This window comes from Acinetobacter sp. FDAARGOS_515 (assembly GCF_003938865.1).
GTDB lineage: Bacteria > Pseudomonadota > Gammaproteobacteria > Pseudomonadales > Moraxellaceae > Acinetobacter > Acinetobacter ursingii.
Genome location: NZ_RKIX01000003.1, coordinates 2369984 through 2390903 on the forward strand (window position 1 = coordinate 2369984; position 20920 = coordinate 2390903).

Annotated in this window: 20 protein-coding genes and 1 tRNA gene; 15 read left to right on the plus strand and 6 right to left on the minus strand. The window is 38.9% G+C overall.

The features are described 5' to 3' along the window. Positions 1–136 precede the first annotated feature (136 nt). The gene (locus EGS47_RS13060; RefSeq protein ID WP_005004981.1) at positions 137–280 is read left to right on the plus strand and encodes a zinc ribbon-containing protein; all 144 of its coding nucleotides are present in this window, start codon (positions 137–139) and stop codon (positions 278–280) included. Between the two features lie 99 nt (positions 281–379). On the opposite strand, the gene yddG is transcribed toward EGS47_RS13060, so the two are convergent. Continuing rightward, complete coding sequence (gene yddG / locus EGS47_RS13065; RefSeq protein WP_005004979.1) at positions 380–1255, minus strand: aromatic amino acid DMT transporter YddG; 876 nt, start codon at positions 1253–1255, stop codon at positions 380–382. 359 nt (positions 1256–1614) lie between these two features. Between yddG and glnA the strand changes: the two genes are divergently transcribed. Further along, complete coding sequence (gene glnA, locus EGS47_RS13070) at positions 1615–3024, plus strand: type I glutamate--ammonia ligase (protein WP_004987001.1); 1410 nt, start codon at positions 1615–1617, stop codon at positions 3022–3024. 161 nt (positions 3025–3185) lie between these two features. On the opposite strand, the gene EGS47_RS13075 is transcribed toward glnA, so the two are convergent. After that, positions 3186–3261, minus strand: a tRNA-Asn gene (locus tag EGS47_RS13075). Between the two features lie 238 nt (positions 3262–3499). On the opposite strand from EGS47_RS13075, the gene EGS47_RS13080 reads away from it, so the two are divergent. After that, positions 3500–3925 carry a hypothetical protein gene (locus tag EGS47_RS13080; RefSeq protein ID WP_005004977.1) on the plus strand — a complete coding sequence of 142 codons (426 nt, stop codon included), beginning with the start codon at positions 3500–3502 and terminating at the stop codon, positions 3923–3925. Between the two features lie 33 nt (positions 3926–3958). On the opposite strand, the gene EGS47_RS13085 is transcribed toward EGS47_RS13080, so the two are convergent. Continuing rightward, positions 3959–4639 carry a GntR family transcriptional regulator gene (locus tag EGS47_RS13085; RefSeq protein WP_005004976.1) on the minus strand — a complete coding sequence of 227 codons (681 nt, stop codon included), beginning with the start codon at positions 4637–4639 and terminating at the stop codon, positions 3959–3961. A 162-nt stretch (positions 4640–4801) separates the two neighbouring features. Between EGS47_RS13085 and EGS47_RS13090 the strand changes: the two genes are divergently transcribed. The 3 genes from EGS47_RS13090 (at position 4802) to EGS47_RS13100 (ending at position 8569) form a co-directional block, all read left to right on the plus strand. Beyond that, positions 4802–5662, plus strand: a complete 861-nt coding sequence (locus EGS47_RS13090; protein WP_005004974.1) for a fumarylacetoacetate hydrolase family protein — start codon at positions 4802–4804, stop codon at positions 5660–5662. 105 nt (positions 5663–5767) lie between these two features. Next, positions 5768–6691: a VOC family protein gene (locus EGS47_RS13095; RefSeq protein WP_005004972.1), complete on the plus strand. Its 924-nt coding sequence runs from the start codon at positions 5768–5770 to the stop codon at positions 6689–6691. 48 nt (positions 6692–6739) lie between these two features. Continuing rightward, entirely contained in the window at positions 6740–8569 is a 1830-nt protein-coding gene (locus EGS47_RS13100; RefSeq protein WP_005004970.1) for an FAD-dependent monooxygenase, read from the plus strand. A 71-nt stretch (positions 8570–8640) separates the two neighbouring features. Here the strand turns inward: EGS47_RS13100 and EGS47_RS13105 are convergent, their stop codons facing one another. Continuing rightward, positions 8641–9873, minus strand: coding sequence for a pyridoxal phosphate-dependent aminotransferase (locus EGS47_RS13105; RefSeq protein ID WP_034699926.1), 1233 nt, complete (start codon positions 9871–9873; stop codon positions 8641–8643). Positions 9874–10089: 216 nt separating this feature from the next. On the opposite strand from EGS47_RS13105, the gene EGS47_RS13110 reads away from it, so the two are divergent. Beyond that, the gene (locus tag EGS47_RS13110; RefSeq protein WP_004986994.1) at positions 10090–10272 is read left to right on the plus strand and encodes a hypothetical protein; all 183 of its coding nucleotides are present in this window, start codon (positions 10090–10092) and stop codon (positions 10270–10272) included. A 150-nt stretch (positions 10273–10422) separates the two neighbouring features. Beyond that, on the plus strand, positions 10423–10548 hold the full coding sequence (gene ykgO / locus EGS47_RS13115) for a type B 50S ribosomal protein L36 (protein WP_010588981.1): 126 nt from the start codon (positions 10423–10425) through the stop codon (positions 10546–10548). Between the two features lie 22 nt (positions 10549–10570). Here the strand turns inward: ykgO and EGS47_RS13120 are convergent, their stop codons facing one another. Together EGS47_RS13120 and EGS47_RS13125 are read right to left on the minus strand one after the other, a co-directional pair. Continuing rightward, positions 10571–12007: a diguanylate cyclase domain-containing protein gene (locus tag EGS47_RS13120; RefSeq protein WP_004986989.1), complete on the minus strand. Its 1437-nt coding sequence runs from the start codon at positions 12005–12007 to the stop codon at positions 10571–10573. A 272-nt stretch (positions 12008–12279) separates the two neighbouring features. Then, the gene (locus tag EGS47_RS13125) at positions 12280–13080 is read right to left on the minus strand and encodes a hypothetical protein (RefSeq protein ID WP_125269725.1); all 801 of its coding nucleotides are present in this window, start codon (positions 13078–13080) and stop codon (positions 12280–12282) included. A gap of 166 nt (positions 13081–13246) precedes the next feature. Between EGS47_RS13125 and uvrB the strand changes: the two genes are divergently transcribed. From uvrB to EGS47_RS13160, 7 genes are all read left to right on the plus strand, one after another. Then, positions 13247–15268 carry an excinuclease ABC subunit UvrB gene (uvrB, locus tag EGS47_RS13130; protein WP_119686205.1) on the plus strand — a complete coding sequence of 674 codons (2022 nt, stop codon included), beginning with the start codon at positions 13247–13249 and terminating at the stop codon, positions 15266–15268. Positions 15269–15395: 127 nt separating this feature from the next. Further along, positions 15396–15986: a lipocalin family protein gene (locus EGS47_RS13135; RefSeq protein ID WP_004986974.1), complete on the plus strand. Its 591-nt coding sequence runs from the start codon at positions 15396–15398 to the stop codon at positions 15984–15986. A gap of 102 nt (positions 15987–16088) precedes the next feature. Beyond that, a complete protein-coding gene (gene rarD / locus EGS47_RS13140; RefSeq protein WP_119686204.1) occupies positions 16089–17027 on the plus strand; it encodes an EamA family transporter RarD in 939 nt (312 codons plus the stop codon). A 269-nt stretch (positions 17028–17296) separates the two neighbouring features. Continuing rightward, on the plus strand, positions 17297–18754 hold the full coding sequence (locus EGS47_RS13145; protein WP_119686203.1) for a glyceraldehyde-3-phosphate dehydrogenase: 1458 nt from the start codon (positions 17297–17299) through the stop codon (positions 18752–18754). Positions 18755–18891: 137 nt separating this feature from the next. After that, positions 18892–19638: an MFS transporter gene (locus tag EGS47_RS13150; protein WP_119686202.1), complete on the plus strand. Its 747-nt coding sequence runs from the start codon at positions 18892–18894 to the stop codon at positions 19636–19638. 9 nt (positions 19639–19647) lie between these two features. Next, on the plus strand, positions 19648–20322 hold the full coding sequence (locus tag EGS47_RS13155; RefSeq protein ID WP_213069590.1) for a hypothetical protein: 675 nt from the start codon (positions 19648–19650) through the stop codon (positions 20320–20322). A gap of 87 nt (positions 20323–20409) precedes the next feature. Beyond that, the gene (locus EGS47_RS13160; protein WP_044434273.1) at positions 20410–20889 is read left to right on the plus strand and encodes a hypothetical protein; all 480 of its coding nucleotides are present in this window, start codon (positions 20410–20412) and stop codon (positions 20887–20889) included. Positions 20890–20920: the final 31 nt, after the last annotated feature.

Sequence of the window (20920 nt, forward strand, 5' to 3'; positions counted from 1 at the left end):
TGATCATTAGATATGTCTCTTGTCGTATCTTACTTTTCACCTTTCCGCCACCACCACTCGTCAGAAATGTCAATCATTCACCAATCTTATCAAGTTATAATATATATACCATTTCTAAAATCTATGGAGAGCAAAAATGGTTACTGCTGGCGAAAAACCTGGAACAGGCTTCTATTTTTGTATTCAATGCGGACATCGCGTTTATTTAGAAATTGGTACTGATCGTTTACCTCCGTGTACCAAATGCCTTGGCAAGCAATTTAACAGTAAGCTTGTTTAAGCTGCACACATCAAACAGTTATCCGCTGTTTTGAATGAAAGCCCTGTCCATCGACAGGGCTTTTTATTATTCTCGCTTATAAAAATAGGTGGGTAAAATTTAATTCTCAATATCTCGACTAAATTTCCAACATACGATAGCGCCGAAACTCACTAAACACGTTCCAATCCAAAACGTCCCTTCTGGAACTGTTCGTAGCAATACACTGGCAAATATACTTGATAGAACAGGGGTAAAATAAGTCGCCAATAATAACAATTGAATCTGTCCAAATTGTAAGCTTTGATTCCAGTTTTTATAGGCAATCCCAATTAAGGTTCCCATGACAATGATCACAAGCCACAGTTTTAAAGAAGGCATTTGCCACTGCTGATGTGTCATAAAAAATAAAATCCACAATGCGATAGCCGTAAAACAAAAAAATAAAGGGACGCCATTATGACCCTGTGCTAATTTTCGAGTCAGCACACAATATAACGACCATAAAATTGCCGCGATAAAAGCCAATAAATAGGCGACAGGATTTTTAGAAATAGTATCTAAAAATAAAGACAAATGAAAAAGTTGAGGGTTAATGACTATCCCTAACCCTAAGACAGAAATAGCGATGCCTAAAAATGCAGGGAGCTGAAAAGAAAGCTGTCGATACAGATAAGCAAACAATAAAGTCAAACTTGGCCATAAATAGTTAATCATCGCCAAGATCAAAGCTTCTTCATGTGTATGAGATAGACCAATTGAAGTTAAAAACAAAATTTCATAAAGAACAAAAAAACTGCCGCAATAGATTAAATATTTTGGTGGTAATGCTATTTTTAAGGCTTTGGGGTTGGATAACACAATACTGAATGCACTGACGCTATAAAGTAGTGCAATACCAAGCATAGGGGTTAATTGCTCGGTCACCAGTTTGACACCACCCACGATACTCGCCCAAATCAAAATGGAAGAAAATCCAAGAAAATTGGCAGTCATGGGTTTCATCTAACATTACCAGTGCAAACAATTTGTTCATTTTAAACAAAATAAGAATGATGAGGATATTTTAATTTCAAAGTTATGCACCGCATTAAGACAAAAAAATGAAAACGCACCAATATGGTTCATAAATTTAACAGTTAAATTGCGCTAAAATGAAAATGTTTGAATATGGTGCAATTAAAATTGCAAGCAGTATAATAGCAATGGGATAAACAGGTCTTTTTTAATATTCTGCTAAAGAATTCAATAAATTAGAATAGTCTCAAAAAGTTGGTATGGGAATTGCTTTATAACAGCCAACGACTAACACGCACTTCACAAGTGCAATAATACTTCATTGGAGCATACAGAGCATGGCGAACAAGGTCCTCGAACTCATCAAAGAAAGTGGCGCTAAATGGGTCGATTTTCGCTTTACGGATACTAAAGGTAAAGAGCAACACGTTACTTATCCAGCAGATTCAATTGATGAAGATACATTTGAAGACGGTAAAATGTTCGACGGTTCTTCAATTGCAGGTTGGAAAGGCATTGAAGCTTCTGACATGATTTTACGTCCGGATGCAGAAACTGGTTTTATCGACCCGTTCTTTGCTGAACCTACAGTGGTTGTAACTTGTGACGTTATTGAGCCTTCAACTGGTCAAGGCTATGAACGTGATCCACGCTCGATCGCTCGTCGTGCAGAAGAATATTTAAAATCAACTGGTATTGGTGATACAGCATTCTTTGGTCCAGAACCAGAATTCTTTGTATTTGACGAAGTGAAATGGGACATCGACATGTCTGGCGCTCGTCATACATTGATCGCTGAAGAAGCTGCATGGTCGACTGGTAAAGACTATGAATCTGGTAACTCAGGTCACCGTCCACGTGTTAAAGGTGGTTATTTCCCAGTTCCACCAGTGGATTCTTCACAAGATATGCGTGCAGAAATGTGTGCAAAAATTGAAGACATCATGGGGCCAGGTCGTGTAGAAGTACACCACCATGAAGTTGCATCTTGCCAGTTAGAAATTGGTGTGAGCTTTAATACACTTGTTCGCAAAGCTGATGAAGTACAACAATTCAAATATGCAGTTTGGAACGTTGCTCATCAATATGCAAAAACAGCAACCTTTATGCCTAAACCAATGGTAGGTGATAATGGTTCTGGTATGCATGTTCACATGTCGATCTCTAAAGATGGCAAGAACTTGTTTGCTGGTGATGAATATGCTGGTTTGTCAGAAATGGCACTTTACTTCATCGGTGGTGTCATCAAGCACGCTCGTGCATTGAATGCAATTACAAACCCATCTACAAACTCTTATAAGCGTTTGGTTCCTCACTTCGAAGCACCAATTATGCTTGCTTACTCTGCACGTAACCGTTCAGCGTCTATTCGTATTCCTTACGTGTCTAGCCCGAAAGGCAAGCGTATCGAAGCTCGTTTCCCAGATCCAATGATGAATCCGTACTTGGGCTTTGCAGCATTGTTGATGGCGGGTATTGATGGTATTCAAAACAAAATCCATCCGGGCGAAGCGGCTGACAAAAACTTGTATGATCTTCCTCCTGAAGAAGAAGCAAAAATCCCAACAGTGGCTCACAGCCTAGATATGGCGCTTGAAGCACTTCAAAATGACCACGAATTCCTTCTCAAAGGTGGCGTGTTCACGAAAGAAATGTTGGATGCTTATATCGAACTTAAAACTGAAGATGTACGTCGTTTAAATACTACGACTCATCCAGTTGAATTTGATATGTACTACAGCTTGTAATCCATATCAATTTAAGAAAGCTCGCGTAATGCGGGCTTTTTTTATACTTTAAATTTTATGCTATATTGATGGAATCAAGAAAATAGAATAATAGTGAAGACTTAAATCATAAATTTCAGGCATAAAAAAACCCGCTTTAATGCTGCGGGCTTTTTTGTATTTGGCTCTCCCACCTGGGCTCGAACCAGGGACCTGCGGATTAACAGTCCGTCGCTCTACCGACTGAGCTATGGGAGAATCTGAAAGCGATTATAAGGGGATTTTAAATACGGTCAAGTCCAATCTGTCATGTTTCTTTCATTTTCCGTGTGTATGATGTTTATTTGAACAAATACTATATCGGACATAAAAATACTTGTGCTTTGAGTTGTAGATTGCTATGTTTGACAGCGTAAGAGTGTTTGAATGGACATTCAAACTGTGTGGATTTAACCCAACTTGCCAGCACTAAATGGCTAAATCGGAGGGCAGTATTATGCCAATTCTTCATATTCAAGATATCTTCTCTCAATTTAAATTTTATCAAGCTCAATATCTGGATATTGTGCGTGATCCCGCTTTGTATTATCAGTCTGTAGAAGATGCTCACATTCATTTTTCTATCGTGAGTGAAGAAAAAATCTACCTAGGTGATTTGTTGCAATTATGGTTTGGGGATAAATGGACTGAGCATCAGGTAAAAGTTCTAAATGATGTCAATCATGGACTATGGACGCAATTGAGCGAATGCTGGTACAACTCTTTATTTCTTTTTGCAATCGAGCGTAAAGGTTTATTTGCCAAAACTTCTGCGCTGGCTTGGAGTACAGAAGAACAACAGATTAAACAAATTACCCTAGATCAAACCTTGCCTTATTATTGTCATTATTTAAGTCTGGAACGACCTAAACGTTATAGTTAATGGGTTGAGATATTTTCTATGGAGCTTTGCTAGTTAAAGCTCCGCAATAGAAAAATCAAAATTGCGCAGAACGATTTTGGTGGTGGTTAATATATGATCTTTGATTTGTTGTTGAGCCATTGCTGTATCGCGCTCAAGCACAGCATTGGCAATATTTTGATGTTCCAGTTTTAAATCGCGATCGTGCTGATCAAGTACAGCAGAAAGTCTACGATAGCGTTCATTTTGGACACTCAATATTTTACGAATATGCTGTAACCAGTAACTATCACACGAAGCGATCAGTGCATTATGAAAGGCATTGTGTGCTTCTTCCCAGAGATTATCAGTAAGTTCAGGCGCATTGGCTTGACGTTCAGGTAAGTGATTTAAGCGATGTAAACTTGCGAGGATATTGGCTTCCCAAGACAAATCACCTTTGGTAATTGCTTGCTCAAGACACAAACTTTCAATATGGATACGGGTATTCGCCAAATCCTGTAGGTCTTTGGTTGAAATTGGTGAGACTCGAAAGCCTTTTTGTGCCTCAGAAATAATTAACTCCTCAGAACACAAGCGCGAGAGTGCCTCACGGACTGCACCTAAAGAGGCCGCATATTTTTCACAAAGTTCATTGATTTTGAGTTTAGAGCCCGGTGCCAATTTGCACGAAAGAATGTCATCACGAATTGATCGATAGGCAATTTCAGTTTGGCTTAACGTTTTTGAAGTCATCTTTTTATGGCTAACTTTTATCTCATGATTGAAAGTATACGCAAAACAGAATGAAATATAAATATTTTATAAAAAAATATATTTTTTAATTGAAAAAATATATTTTTAGATTATATTAAATGTATGCACACTTTTTAAGCGATACATACAGGGAGTAAAGCCATGCGATTTCTAAGTTATATGCAGGCAGGAAAAAAAGGATTAGCTATTCGCGTAGGTGATCAGCTCAAAGGCCTCACAGAAGTAGAGGAAAACTATCCAGGTCATCTTGAACAATTATTGCAGCAAGGTGGTGATGCCTTGATAAACGCTGCGCAAGTATTAAAACAAGGGAATGCAATCAATCTGGATCAGGTCGAACAATTACCTCCTTTAAGCCAGCCACCCAAGATTATTTGTGTGGGTTTAAATTATGCCGACCATACCAAAGAATCACCTTATGAACAGCCTGATTATCCGACTTTGTTTTCTCGCTTTAATTCAAGCCTGATTGCAAATGGGCAACCGATTAAACGTCCTTTATGTTCAGAGCAACTGGATTATGAAGGTGAGTTGGTTGCGATTATCGGTAAACGTGGTCGTCATATCGCAAAAGAAGATGCACTCGATTATGTCGCTGGATATTCTATTTTTAATGATGCTTCGATTCGTGATTATCAATTCAAAGCACCGCAATGGACAGTCGGTAAAAATTTTGATGATACAGGTGCATTTGGGCCAGAATTTATGACCGCAGATGAGTTACCCGCGGGTGCTAAAGGTTTGTTATTGACGACGCGGTTAAATGGCAAAGTGGTGCAACAAGCCAATACCAGTGACATGCTTTTTGATATTGAAACTTTAATTAGTACGATTAGTGAAGCTATTACGCTTGAGCCAGGCGATTTGATTGTTTCTGGTACACCAGCAGGTGTAGGTCTTGGTCACAAGCCACCTTTATGGATGAAACAGGGTGATGTGTGTGAAGTCGAGATCGAGAAAATTGGAATACTACGCTCACCGATTGCCAATGAAAGCAAATAATTAAAAATTGAGCTGAATCAAATCATTTTATTCAGCTTCTTTATTATCCAGTTTCAATCCAGAGAGAAAGTAAGGACTACTTTTGATGACCTAAAGAGGATTGCAATGAAAACTACATCAGATAGACAACGACCTTTTGGAATACATTCTGTTGATCATTTTTATATTGATGTTCCAGATTTGGCAGTTGCACAAAAGTTTTATCAGGATTTTGGTTTACGGGTCGAACAACAGGCAGATCGTCTAGTTTTAAGAACCTTTCAGGATGATCATATCTGGGCGTATATCGGTCAAGCGAATAAAAAAGTATTACGTCAAGTTTGCTTCGGTGCTTATCAACAAGATATTGATGCATTAAAACAAAGAGTCTTGGCAGAAAATCTAACGATCACTGAACATGATCAAGGATTTACTTTTCAAGATTTAGACGGCATTGCAATTGATATTCGTGTTGCGACTAAAGTGACACCAGACAGTAAAAAACCCGTGATTTGTGCTGAAGCCCATGCGGGTGAGCGCGGAGCAAGTTATCGACGTTTAACGACTCAGGTAAGACCGCAGCGTTTATCACATATTTTATTATTTACTTCGGACTTAGCTCGAACAATTGATTTTTATCATCGTACGCTAGGTTTAAATCTGTCTGATTATTCAGAAGGTATTGTCGCGTTTATGCATGCGCCACATGGCGCTGATCATCATACGGTTGCTTTCGCACAGTCTACAGCAGCAGGCTTTCATCATTGTAGCTGGGACGTTGCTTCACTTGAAGAAGTCGGACTTGGGGCAATGCAAATGCTTGCTGAGGGTTGGGATCGTGGCTGGGGAGTAGGTCGACACGTATTGGGTTCAAACTATTTTTACTATGTCCGTGATCCGTGGGGAAGTTATTGCGAGTATTCCTATGATATTGACTATATCCCGGCAGGTTTTGAGTGGCCTGCCGCCAATCATGACCCCGAAGATTCTTTGTATTTATGGGGGCCAAATGTCCCAGAAGATTTTGTGGTGAATTACGAAGTCGTTTAAATCATCACAAGCCAAATTATTGCTCAATATGTGAAATGGAGTTTCATCATGAGTCATTCAACTGCACAAAAATATGATATTGAAGTACCTGTGTTAATTGTAGGTGGTGGTCCAGCAGGATTGGTTTCATCACTTTTGCTTTCCCGATATGGCATTAAAAGTTTATTAATTAATAAACATAGCTGGACTGCCAATGGCCCTCGCGCTCACATTACCAATCAGCGTACGGTAGAAGTCTTTCGTGATGCTCAGGTCGAAGAACAAGTCAAAGCCTTGTCGCTACCACATGATTTAATGGCCAATAATATTTGGGCAACCAGTTTTTCAGGCCAAGAAATTGCTAGGCTTCTGACTTGGGGTAATGCTATTGAGCGTAAGTCAGATTATGAAAAAGCCAGTCCATCGGAGATGTGTAATATTCCCCAACATATTTTAGAACCGATATTAGCGAATGAAGCATTACGAGCAGGATCTCTCACGCGTTTTAATACTGAATTGATTGATTTTGTACAGGATGATCAGGGGGTGACTGCTACCATTTTAGATCGAACGACCCAGCAGAAACTTAGCGTTCGCTCACAATATATGATTGGTGCTGATGGCGCACGTAGTCTGGTGGTTGATAAATTAGGACTCAATTTACAAGGTGAAATGGGTTTGGGTTGCGCGGTTAATGTCTGGTTAAAAGCTGATCTCACCAAATATTGCGAACATCGACCGGGTGTTTTGTATTGGATTGTTCAGCCAGGCAGCGATTATTGGGTAGGTAGTGGCACCTTTATTTGTGTCAAACCGTGGAATGAATGGATCATGTTATATATGTATGATCCTGCCGAGGGTGAACCTGATTTGAGTCATGGGGCGATTATTGCGCGTGCCAAAAAAGTCATTGGTGATGATGAAATTGATATCGAAGTTTTAAGCACCAGTAAATGGCAAATCAATCATATTGTAGCTGAGCAATATTCTAAAGGTCGTGTGTTCTGTATGGGAGATGCCGTACATCGTCATCCACCTGCAAATGGTTTAGGTACTAATACTTCAATACAGGACGCATTTAATCTGTCGTGGAAATTGGCAATGGTTTTAAAAGGTCAGGCAGGTCATGGTTTACTTGAATCCTATACACAGGAACGTCAACCTGTGGGTAAAGCTGTCGTTAATCGTGCCATGCAATCTGTTCAAAATATGTTGCCGATTTCTCAAGCATTGGGTTTCAAACCGGGGCAGTCTGAGCAGGAAGGTTGGGATAGCTTAAATGAATTATATAAGGATACTGAGTTAGGGCAACAGCGCCGTGATCAATTGCATCAGGCCGTACAATTACAGCATTACCAGTTTAACTGTCATGGGGTAGAACTTGGTCAATACTATGCCAGTCAGTCAATTGTCAGTGAAAAAAACACACCGAAAAAAACGCAGGATGCAGAGTTATATTATCAGCCCACGACAAGCCCAGGAGCAAAATTACCTCATGCGTGGCTACATGATGCCAAAGGCAAGCAACTTTCAACATTAGATATTTGTGGACATGGGCAGATGACCTTATTAACAGGGCATGGTGGGACATGTTGGCTACAAGCGGTGCAATACGTTGAGCAGCAAACAGGTTTTAAAATACATGTTAAACAAATTGGACTGGGGCTTGAATATTTTGATTCTTATGGCGACTGGGCGACTTTACGTGAAATAAATGAAAATGGTTGTGTATTGGTACGACCAGATCATCATGTTGCATGGCGTAGTCATGAAGCTAGTCATGATGCAAATTCGTTATTGTTACAAGTAATCGATCAAATTTTGGATCGTGCAAATATTGATTTAGTAGATCTGGAAAAATCAAAAAGTAACCCTTCAGAATTGGCAGTAATTTATTAATTTAATCGCTATATCCAAATAAAAAACCCCGCTAGAGCAATCTAGCGGGGTGTTGATTTTAAAGCTTCAAATTAAGCTTTTTTCTCTGCTTCAATAGAGGCAATTGCAGCATCGATGCCATCGATAGATTCAGCTGCTTTTTTGATACGCGCTAAAGCATCGACTAAAACTTCGTCTGCTGTTGCATACGAGATACGCATAAAGCCACCCAGACCAAAAGCATCACCCGGTACAACGGCAACACCAGTCTCTTCAAGTAACCATTCAGAAAACTCGGTGCAAGATTTTAAACCTTTGGCACGAATGAGTGGACGAATATTGGCATAAGCATAGAAAGCGCCATCGGCTGGCAAGCAGCTAATACCATGAATTTCATTTAAGCCATTTACAACTAAATCATGGCGGCGTTTAAATGCCTCAATCATTGGCTCAAGTACATCTTGTGGGCCATTCAATGCAGCTTCAGCAGCAACTTGTGAAATTGAAGTCGGGTTTGAAGTGGATTGAGACTGAATTTTTTTCATCGCGCCGATGAGCTTTGCTGGACCTGCGGCATAACCAATACGCCAGCCTGTCATGGCATAGGCTTTAGATACACCATTTAAAACAATAGTGCGGTCATACAAATCTGGAGCAACAGTTGCGATATTGTAGAACTCATCTTCCCAACGAATTGGTTCATACATATCGTCAGAAGCGATATAAACCTGCGGGTGTTTGCGCAAAACTTCAGCCAATGCTTCAAGTTCAGCTTTGGTATAAATCATACCTGTTGGGTTAGAAGGGCTATTTAGTACCAATAAACGAGTATTTGGTGTAATCGCTGCTTCTAATTGTGCTGGCGTAATTTTAAAACGTTGGTCTTCACCACATTTTACAATCACAGGTGTCCCTTCAGCGATAATCACCATATCTGGATAACTTACCCAGTAAGGTGCAGGGATAATGACTTCGTCACCTTTATTTAACAATGCCAATGCAAGGTTAAAAAATGATTGTTTACCGCCACACGATACCAAAATCTGGTTCGCTTGATAATCAAGATTATTGTCGCGTTTAAATTTTGCAATGATTGCTTTTTTTAGGCCTGGCGTACCATCAACCGCTGTATATTTAGTAAAACCATTATTAATGGCTTCAATAGCAGCATCTTTGATGTGTTGCGGGGTATCAAAATCTGGTTCACCTGCGCCCAAACCAATCACATTTTTACCTGCTGCTTTAAGTTCAGCAGCTTTGTTGGTAACAGCAAGAGTAGGGGACGGTTTGATGGCATTCACACGATCAGACAGACGTACGTCCACGGCAGCATTCCTTCTTATGGGATTAAAAAAATAAAAGCATACTATCTTAGCCCAAAATTGTTGAGACGTGTTTTATTATCAAAACAAATTTATAAAAAACATGACGTGAGTGTAATTCAAATAAACGAATAGACATTTACTTTGTTATTTTTAGCGGCATCTTAGGTGAAAATCATTTAAAATAACTAAAGGTCACCCAAAATTTAAGTGAACATCATGAGTGAACAAAAGCCCAAAGCGAAAAAGGCTTTAGTGAAATTACCTTTTCCAATGCCTCAAGCGGCAGATTGCGATGACGAAGATGCTGTGCATAATCAGGTTCGCCCAAAACCTGAACAATATGCTGATCGTACTTGGATGCCGCCACGTGGTACGCGTAGATCAATGGGAAAACGCTAATTTTAAGCTATTTTCTTTACGCTAAATCAAAAGCCCTTCATGTAGTCATGAAGGGCTTTTTTATTACGACTATGAACATTGTGACTTGACGCAAGATGATGTTTTAGATTAATGTTATATTATAACATATCTATTAATAGGTCTTATATTATGCAAGTTCTATCTTCTCTTAAAAGTGCAAAAAAGCGTTCGCCAGATTGTCAAATTGTTCGTCGTCGTGGCAAGCTGTATGTGATTTGCAAATCCAATCCACGTTTTAAGGCACGTCAAGGATAAAAACAGGACTTTGCCTGTTTTTTTAACTCGCCTCTTTATCCTGATAAAAATGCTTTTTGCGCTGATACATTTGTTGATCGGCGCGTTTAAGCATGGCTTCAATACTTTCATTTTCAAGTGTGGTCGCAGACCCAAATGACATACTAATCGGCTGGCTTGAATAGTATTGATTGTCAATATTAAACAGTTCCTGAATCGTCTGTAGCATCACCAAAACTGCGGTTTCATCTGTTCCTGGCATCAGGATGACAAATTCATCTCCCCCAATACGTGACGCTGTATAGGTTGTATTTTGAATTGCTTGAGTTAATACACTGCCAACACGACGTAATAAACCATCGCCCACGTCATGCCCCAGTTGATCATTGACTTCTTTTAAGCCATTCATATCCAGAAAAATACAGGAAACAGGTCGCAAGATACTACGTTCCAGACGATTAAGTTCTTCAGTAAAGAACGAACGATTATATAGTTTGGTCAGTACATCATGTTTGCCCAAATATTCCAGATAATTTTCTGCTTTTTTCCGTGCAGTGATGTCGGTTAAAGCAACTTGAACCAGCCCCCAATCCTTTTCATAGCCTGGAAAAACAGTAAACTGCAACAACACATTACGAATACTGCCATCTAGCGCATAATTGACCGCTTCGCGTTGATGGTGAATATTGCCTTTCCATAGCTCAATCAGCTGCTCGCGGAAGGTGCCTAGCATCTCATTTGAAAAAACTTTATGGATATTTTTGAGCAGGATTTGTTTGTCAGGGGCTTGAAATAAATCGAGTGTCGCCTGATTGACATCGAGGATTAAAATATCCTCAATACACTGATTAACAAACTCAGGATGTACATCTAAAAAAGTTCGAAAATCGTCAATTCCAATCTGTTTTAACTGATCAATTCGAACTTTGACCCGACTGAAATCTTCAACCCAAAGAGAAGCAGGTGAATATACAAATCTTGCTTCAGCCAATCTGCGATTTTTTTCTTCTAATCTACGTGCGTTTTGATAAGAGGTCACATCTTCAGTGGTAATGAGTAACCGTTCAAAAGATTGTTCGTATCCAGGAAGGATTGACCCACGTAGTTGAATGTCCAGACGTTTGCCAGACAGTGTGTAATTGACTGCTACACTCGAAAAATGAGTTTTGCCATTCCATAAATCAATTAATTCATAAATATGAGATTTGAACATATCTTCCTGAAAGATACGATCCAGATTGCTACATAAATGTTCCTGTGAATTTGCTTCAAATAAATCCAGTGTTTGTTGATTGACCGAGATGATTTTTATTTTATGAGCGCATTGGCGTACCCGATCAAGATCTTCGCTTAAAAATGCGTGTAAATCTTCGACCCCCTGAGCGCGCCATGCATCAAACTGGATTTTTATATCGCTATAATCCTCCAGCCACATTGGAATCGGTGCAAGGTCAAAAATAGATGAATCTAAAGTCTGCATTCAGGAAATTCCAATGAATTATTTATTTTTCATGGAGTATAAAACCAACAGTTACAGTTGGAAATAGTAAGGTGTAAAAAATAGACAATTTAAGTGAAGTAGGCGAGCAAAAGTATCCATAGTTTTGCTGTGAAAGAGTCCGCATAAGATTTCTTTCATCACATATTCAATTTTATTTATTCTTCTTCGCAAGGCCGAGATAAAAAAGACGGAATAAGAGTAATCTATAAAGCTCTTTTATAAAGGAATAAAAGAGCAGGGAATACAATATCTTACGATTTTATTCGATTAATGGGATGTTGAATGGTGATGTCACCACGCCAGAGCTTAATGAAGTCTTGTTCATCGATATCATAAAGTTCCATCAACGCGACAATCACCCCGACAAAAATCATCGCGCCTTCACGATTATCATGAAAATTAAAAATCTTGCCATTGAGTTTGCTTGAAATGTCTTCAAGTTCACTTTCGCGGCCACGGCCATAACGGTCGCGCGGGTACATATCTTCATTTAAAACAATGAGTGCAATCGATTTTTCAGCATCACTCAAATCAGTTTTATCTAAGGCTTCTTCAAAAGAGTCGCTACCATGATCAAAATAAAAAATCACATCGTCGTTAATAAAGGACTGTACGGTATGTGAAGTCAAATCTGGAAATTGTGAAATGGCATTTTCATCAATATAGGGTTTAAATGACTCAGGCAAGATCACATTGTTGTGAATGCCTTTAAATAAAGGTGCAATTTCAGAAACTTTATAACCTGCAATGCCACAACCCAAAGCGGTGATAAAATATTTCATTTTGGGATGATGTTGGGCATAGATTTTAAAATCATCTATATAGTGTTCAATTTGTGACAATGGCATCCGCTGCAAATGTTCATTTAAAGTGGGAATGGCAAAGCTTTGACCTGCCCAACCACGACCAACATGATTCACCGCACCAAAATGCTGTGCAGCGACACGTGCTGCACCATGTGTATGTTGTCCAGCCATATTACTGCCAAAGACAAAAACCGTATCTTCAGGAAGTTCTGTGATGATGCTTTCGTCGTGATAATGGTATGCCATGTTGTTTCAATTCTGATCCTGATGTGTTCCATGTTGCAGACGAAACGCAGATGGGTCAAGTACAAAATGTAGAAATTAAATTTACAGGAAAAGCCTTTAAATTGAGGGTGAATTACCCCATAAAGGGCTTAATGAAATGAAATTTTGAAAAGAAGAGAGCAGCCGAGTGAGCGATAAGCAACCCTTTGAATTAGTCACCAGTTACCAACCCGCAGGTGATCAGCCTCAAGCGATTGAAAAGCTGGTGCATGGTGTTGAAAGTGGCTATCGCAATCAGTTGCTATTGGGGGTTACGGGGTCGGGTAAAACCTACACCATGGCGAATGTCATTGCTCAGACTCAACGCCCCACGATTGTCATGGCGCATAATAAAACCTTAGCGGCGCAGCTTTATGGGGAGTTTAAGGCTTTTTTTCCTAATAACGCGGTGGAATATTTCGTCAGTTATTATGATTATTACCAACCAGAAGCGTATGTGCCTTCGTCAGATACTTTTATTGAAAAAGATGCTGCGATTAATGATCATATTGATCAGATGCGACTTTCTGCCACACGAGCTTTATTAGAGCGTCGTGATGCAATTATTGTAGCATCAGTATCTGCCATTTATGGTTTGGGTGATCCTGAAGCCTATATGAAAATGTTGCTGCATGTGGTCGAAGGTGATCGTATCAATCGTGATGATTTGATTCGCCGTCTGGTTGAAATGCAATATACCCGTAATGAACTGGAGTTTTTACGGGGTACTTACCGTATTCGGGGTGAAATTTTAGATGTATTTCCTGCTGAATCCGATCAAAATGCGATCCGGATCGAGTTGTTCGACGATGAAGTTGAATCAATTCGCTGGTTCGATCCTTTAACAGGTAAAATGTTACGTCAGGTGCCGCGTGTAACCATTTATCCAAAAAGCCATTATGTGACGCCAAAAGACAATTTATCCCGCGCGATCGATACTATTAAAGTTGAATTACAGGATCAGCTTAAATTTTTCCGTGGACATGACAAATTGATCGAAGCACAACGCATCGAGCAACGCACGCGTTATGATCTGGAAATGATGCAGCAATTAGGCTACACCAACGGTATCGAAAACTATTCACGTCATTTATCAGGTCGTCCATCGGGTGAAGCACCACCGACTTTATTTGATTATGTGCCTGATGATGCATTACTGATTATCGATGAATCGCATGTCACTGTTCCACAAATTGGCGCAATGTATAAGGGTGACCGTTCACGCAAAGAAAATCTGGTGAATTATGGTTTTCGTTTGCCAAGTGCACTGGACAATCGCCCGATGAAATTTGAAGAATGGGAGCGTATTGTTCCGACTACAATTTATGTCAGTGCAACACCTGCCAAGTACGAATTGGAACGATCAGATCAGATTGTAGAGCAAGTGGTACGTCCGACAGGTCTAGTCGATCCTGAAATTGAAATTCGTCCAGTGTTGACACAAGTTGACGATGTATTGTCTGAAATTAATCTGCGCAAAGATCTGGATGAACGGGTTTTGGTGACGACATTAACCAAACGAATGGCAGAAGATTTGACCTCTTATTTAAAAGAATATGGGGTGAAAGTCGCTTATCTACATTCTGATATCGATACGGTTGAACGGGTCAAGATTATTCATGAACTCCGCACAGGCGTTTATGATGTGCTAGTGGGTATTAACTTGCTCCGTGAGGGATTGGATATGCCAGAAGTATCTTTGGTTGCGATTTTGGATGCAGACAAAGAAGGCTTTTTACGTTCCGAACGTTCGTTGATTCAAACCATTGGTCGTGCTGCACGTAACCTGAAAGGTAAAGCGATTTTATATGCAGATCGTGTGACGGATTCGATGCAGAAAGCCATCGATGAAACAGATCGTCGTCGTAATAAGCAAATTGAATTTAATCAGGAACATGGGATTACGCCGCGTAGTGCAGTACGTCAGAAAATTAAAGAAATTGATACAGGTGAAGTCTTTAATGATGACGAGATTGATGCCAAAATTTCTGATCAGGCGAAGGCACTTTCAGCAGACGAACGACATATTCTGGCTGATCCAAAACTCTTTACCAAGCATATTGGTAAATTAGAGAAGGAAATGATCAAGGCATCGAAAGAGTTGCAATTTGAGCAAGCAGCGCGGTTACGCGATGAAATCGTGCGTTTAAAAGCGCAGATGTTGCAATAAATCTGGACACCATTCTCTGTGTAAATTGCTACATATTTATACATTATTTGCATATAAAACAAGCTAATGTGAGTAATCTTGAATAAATCGATGCCGATTAAATCAGGCAATGAGCAGGGGAATACAAATGTCATTAAAACAGAATCTCCCAAAAGCCAGTTGGACACTGACAAAAATTGCGGTGGGCGGGATTGTATTAACAGGTTTAGCGGTTGCAACGGTTGCTTATGCGCAAAGTAAGCCGTTGCCAACGGTAGAGCGGGTTGAGTTAGACAAATACTTGGGTGTTTGGTATGAAATTGCACGTAAACCAATGTATTTTGAGAAACAATGTGCCAAGGACATTACCGCAACTTACACCTTGAATGAAAATGGTAACGTGACTGTTGATAATCGTTGTTACAGCAAAGATGGTGTGCTTAAACAATCGGTTGGTGAAGCTTTTGTTGAAAATCCACCTTTTAATACCAAATTAAAAGTCAGCTTTTTGCCTGAAGCAATACGTTGGGTTCCTGTTGCGCGGGGAGATTATTGGATTCTTAAACTTGATGAAAATTATCAAACTGTATTGGTCGGAGAACCTTCCCGTAAATACTTATGGGTACTATCCAGAACGCCTGAACTGTCTGAAGATGTATTGAATGAGTATTTGAGTTATGCAAAATCTTTAGGTTATGACTTGAATGATATTATTCGCCCTCAACATACTCTAAAATAATGGTTATGATGATAAGATTAAGCCATGCGAATGCATGGTTTTTTTATTTTTTAATCCTTTGATATTTTAGATATTTTTCGCGCGTTAATATAAGAGGTCAGGATGTTTAAGGGCATAATATTGTCGGTTATCGCATCGATGACCTTTGGTGTATTGTATTTTTATACCCAGTTATTAACAGGTTTGGACAGTGAACAAACTTTTGGTTGGCGCATGTTGGCAACCTTGCCTTTTTTAACGCTGCTGATGTGGTTGTTGGGGGATTTGCCGCATATTAAAAGCATTTATCAACGAGTGCTTGCAAATCCAGCTTTCCTTTTATTGATGATTTTATCTTCGTTATTGACTTCAGTTCAGCTTTGGTTATTTTTATGGGGACCTATGAATGGACGGGGTTTACAGGTTTCACTAGGATATTTTTTATTGCCGTTGGTTCTGGTGTTGAGCGGTAGCTTATTTTATGGCGAAAAACTGTCTAAATTTCAAATTGCTGCTGTAATTCTTGCGGTTATAGGCGTTAGTCACGAAATTTTTCGTTTAGGGTCTATTGCTTGGGAAACTGCTTTAGTTGCTTTTGGTTACTCGGCTTATTTTTTATTACGTAAAAAAATGGGGACGGATAATCTCGGTGGTTTTTGGTGGGATATTGTCATTATCTTACCTATTGCTGTGTACTTTATTCAAAGTGGAACGGGAAGTCTGGCGATATTACAACAGCAACCTTTCATGTGGTTGGTTGTGCTTGGACTAGGTTTATTAAGCGCAGTGGGTTTGGGGAGTTATATTTTAGCAAGCCGTTTTTTACCGATGATTTTATTTGGTCTGCTGAGCTATTTAGAGCCTATTTTATTGGCATTGGCATCTTTGGCATTGGGTGAAAAAATTAGTCCTCAAGAATGGTACACTTACATTCCCATTTGGTGTGCGGTGTCATTGTTGGTGGTTGAGGGCAGTTGGCATCTTTATCAACAACATAAAAATAAACGAGCACTTGAGCGAAATGTTGCGCATTATCAAAAACGCTTAAACGAGGAAATTTGAGATAATTTTAATCAAATTTCAACACTTTAGACTTGAGTAATATTTGATATGATCAAAAAAAGAACGAGAAAATTTAAATTTTGACTCACTTTTAGAAAAATAATGTAAAAATTAAAATAAAAAATTATAAGTATTTTATAAATTTATAGTGAATATCACTGAAAATATCATCGACATTCACAGCTTTTGATTCAATCTTGATGATAATTCCTTTACAATTATGGGGTTTTGAAATTCACGCCTAAAATTATTCATTAGAGGACGTATTTGTGAGCAAAGACACTATCATCGCCCTACACGCGGAACACCAAGGTCGCTGGAAAAACCGCGAAGAAATTGCGGAACATATGATCGCGTTAATCGGTCAGTTATACCGTGAAAAAAATATTGTCGTTTCTGTTTACGGTCGTTCTTTAATTAACCGCTCTGTGATTCAGATTTTAAAAACGCATCGTCGTACTCGCGTGGTTGATGTTGAGCTTTCTGTTGTTAATACTTTCCCAATTTTAGAAGCATTAGCTAAAGTTGAGAATATCGGTTCTGCTGAAGTGGATATCGGTAAGCTTGCTGTTGAATATAAAGAAAAAGGCGGCGATATCGATGCTTTTGTTGCTCAAGCTGTTGAGTCAATTAAAGGTAATGCAACTTCTGAACAACCTAAAGATGTCGTGTTGTACGGTTTTGGTCGTATCGGTCGTATCTTGGCGCGTTTAATCATCAGTCAATCTGGCTTGGGTCGCGGTTTAAGCCTTAAAGCAATTGTGGTGCGTAAATCTTCTGATGGTGATTTGGCAAAACGTGCGTCTTTGTTACGTCGTGACTCAATTCACGGTACTTTCGCAGGAACCATTGCTGTTGATGAAGAAAACGAAGCGATCATCGCAAACGGTAACTACATCAAAGTCATCTATGCATCTAGTCCAAGTGAAGTGGATTATACCCAGTATGGTATTAACAATGCGCTTTTGATTGATAATACGGGTAAATGGCGCGATGCTGAAGGTCTAAGCCAACACTTGAAATGTGCGGGTATTGCACGTGTCGTGTTGACTGCACCAAGTAAAGGCGAAATGAAAAACGTCGTATACGGTGTAAATAACGCAGATATCTTGGATGAAGACAAGATCATCTCTGCTGCAAGCTGTACTACCAATGCAATTACACCAATCCTAAAAGTATTGGATGAGAAATATCACGTGTTAAATGGTCACGTTGAAACTGTTCATTCATTTACCAATGACCAAAACTTGATTGATAACTATCATAAAGCGGATCGTCGTGGTCGTGCAGCAACTTTGAACATGGTCATTACTGAAACTGGTGCAGCGAAAGCGGTTGCGAAAGCATTGCCACAGCTTAAAGGTAAATTAACAGGTAACTCGGTTCGTGTACCAACACCAAACGTTTCACTTGCGATCTTGAATTTGACTTTAGATAAAGAAGTAGATCGTGACGAAGTGAATGAATATATTCGTCAGATTTCAATTAACTCGAATCTGCAAGGTCAAATTGGTTATACCAATTCAACTGAAGTGGTTTCAAGTGACTTTATTGGTTCACGTACTGCGGGTGTCTTTGATGCTCAGGCAACGATTACTTCGGGTAACCGTTTAACTGCTTATGTTTGGTATGACAATGAAGTTGGTTATAGCTGTCAGGTATTGCGTATCGCTGAGCAAATGTGCGGTGTAAGCTATCCAAAAGTTCCTGCTGGAACCGATGCTTAAGCATTTTTCTGATCAAGATTTCCAAAAGCTCAGTTTCGACTGAGCTTTTTTACATAAGATACAAAACCAAAGCTGAATATTTTACAAATTATGTGAACACTATTCACGAAGGAAAAAAACAAATTAAGGATAGATCGTTGCAATTCAGACAAGCGTTGGGTGCATTGGCATTTATTGTATTGGCAGCTCTGATTGGTGTTGCTATTGCTATATGGGTATTTAAAAACTTTAATATTTATATCCCATTGAAAAATCAAGCTGTTGATATTGATTTACAAGAACCTTTACAGGCCAAAGTTAAAATTCAGGATGCTTTGGATGTGGATGTGACGGGGAGAGTCAATGCCTCTATTCCCATTCGTGAAGATCTAATTATTCCTTTAACTCAGACATTGACTCCACGTGTTTATTTCGATAACCAAGTTCCAATTAAAACTTCGATTCCAGTCAAAGAAACCTTAAAAGTGAATCAGGATTTACCCATTGACACTAAAGTTCAGGTCAAAGTTTTGGGTAAAGACATTACTTTACCCTTGAAGGGAACGATTCCAATCAAACTGGATGTGCCGATTGATATACAAGTTCCGCTTGAACAAAGTGTGCATCTTAAGTTTGATGCGCCTGTACGCACAGTGTTAAAAGAAAATTTAAATATTCCACTAGATACGACGCTTAAAACCAATATTCCAATTAATGGACATTTGAATGTTCCGATTGAAACAGCTTTAGCTGCTTCGGTAGATGTGCAAAATACTTTGCCGATTAAAATTAGACAGGGCGAGTTAAAAATTCCATTATCGAGTATCCGGATTCAAAAGGCTGGTGATTTACAGCCTGCGCCACAGAATAAGGATTCTGTTGCTGTACAGCATAAGGAACGGTAATCGATGTGGATTTTTGCTTCTGTTAAACGGACTTTGTTGATTTTTATCAGTATCGTGATGTTGGTTGCGGTTCTCTTCTGGTCGTATTTGAATATCCAGGCCTCTGTTTCAGTCTCTTCTCATCATGCCCAGATTCATTTACCAGAATCACTCCCGACTAAAATCCATGTCGGAAATTATCTGCAAACTCGATCGGTAGGTAAACTAGATACGACGATTGATATCAATCGACAGTTAGATTTACCGCTACGTGGCAAGTATTTGGCTGATTTAAGCTTTGAAGTAGAAACCCCGATTACTGTGAATATCGATTATTCTACGATGCTGAAAGTTGATGAAACGATGCCGCTTGAAACCACAACAGATCTGATCTATCAAAATAAATTATTACCCAAGTTTCCTTTAAAGTTAGATATTCCGATTCAACTGGATGTCCCTTTCCAGCTCAAACGCAGTTATACCTTGCCTGTCAAAATTTCATTTAGTGGACCTGTCTATTTTGAGTTTAATGAACCAGTACATTTAAATGTACAACATCAGTTCAAACCGACTTTGAATATTAATGATCCAATGACCCTGCGTAAGATTGCGACTTTTAATGCCATTATGTATAACTCCGTACAAACGACTCAGGCGAATCTGGATATGCAGATGCAGTTACCTTTGAAAAATATAAGACCATAAAATTTTATTGTGAATAGAGAAGTTTTTGGTTGTTCTTAAAGTTGTATGCTATTGATTATTCAATATAATTAAAGTGAGTTAATAAGAATGAAATTATTTTTTTGGACTTTGTTACTCGGCTTTTTTGTTGTTCCTAGTTATGCAAAAGCAGTAGTGTATGATCTCAAGCAAGTTATGCAAGATCGCTATGAAAAAGATTGTACCATTCGGGATGGTTATGATTTATATGAATTTCCAGACATTGATAAAGTGCTTAAAACACATGTCATTAAAAATAAATTTGTAGAGGAACAAGCTTACGTAAGCAATATATTCTTTTTAAAAAATGTTGAATATGAAGGTGTTCCAATTCAGAAAATTGAGTTTTCATATGGAAATATTGCGAAGCAAATGAATCAAACACTTTACTTTGATTTATCCACGTCCAAAGCGAGGGAAAGCTTTGCCAAAATTAAATTCAATTTTAATCAACCTAAGAAATATGCTGGGCTTAATGTTGAAAAAAAAGGAAAATTAGCATTAGTACAATGCTACTGGTCCGATGTTGACTTTATAACAAATGAGTAATAAACCAAAAAAATCAGTTTGTTGATTTTTC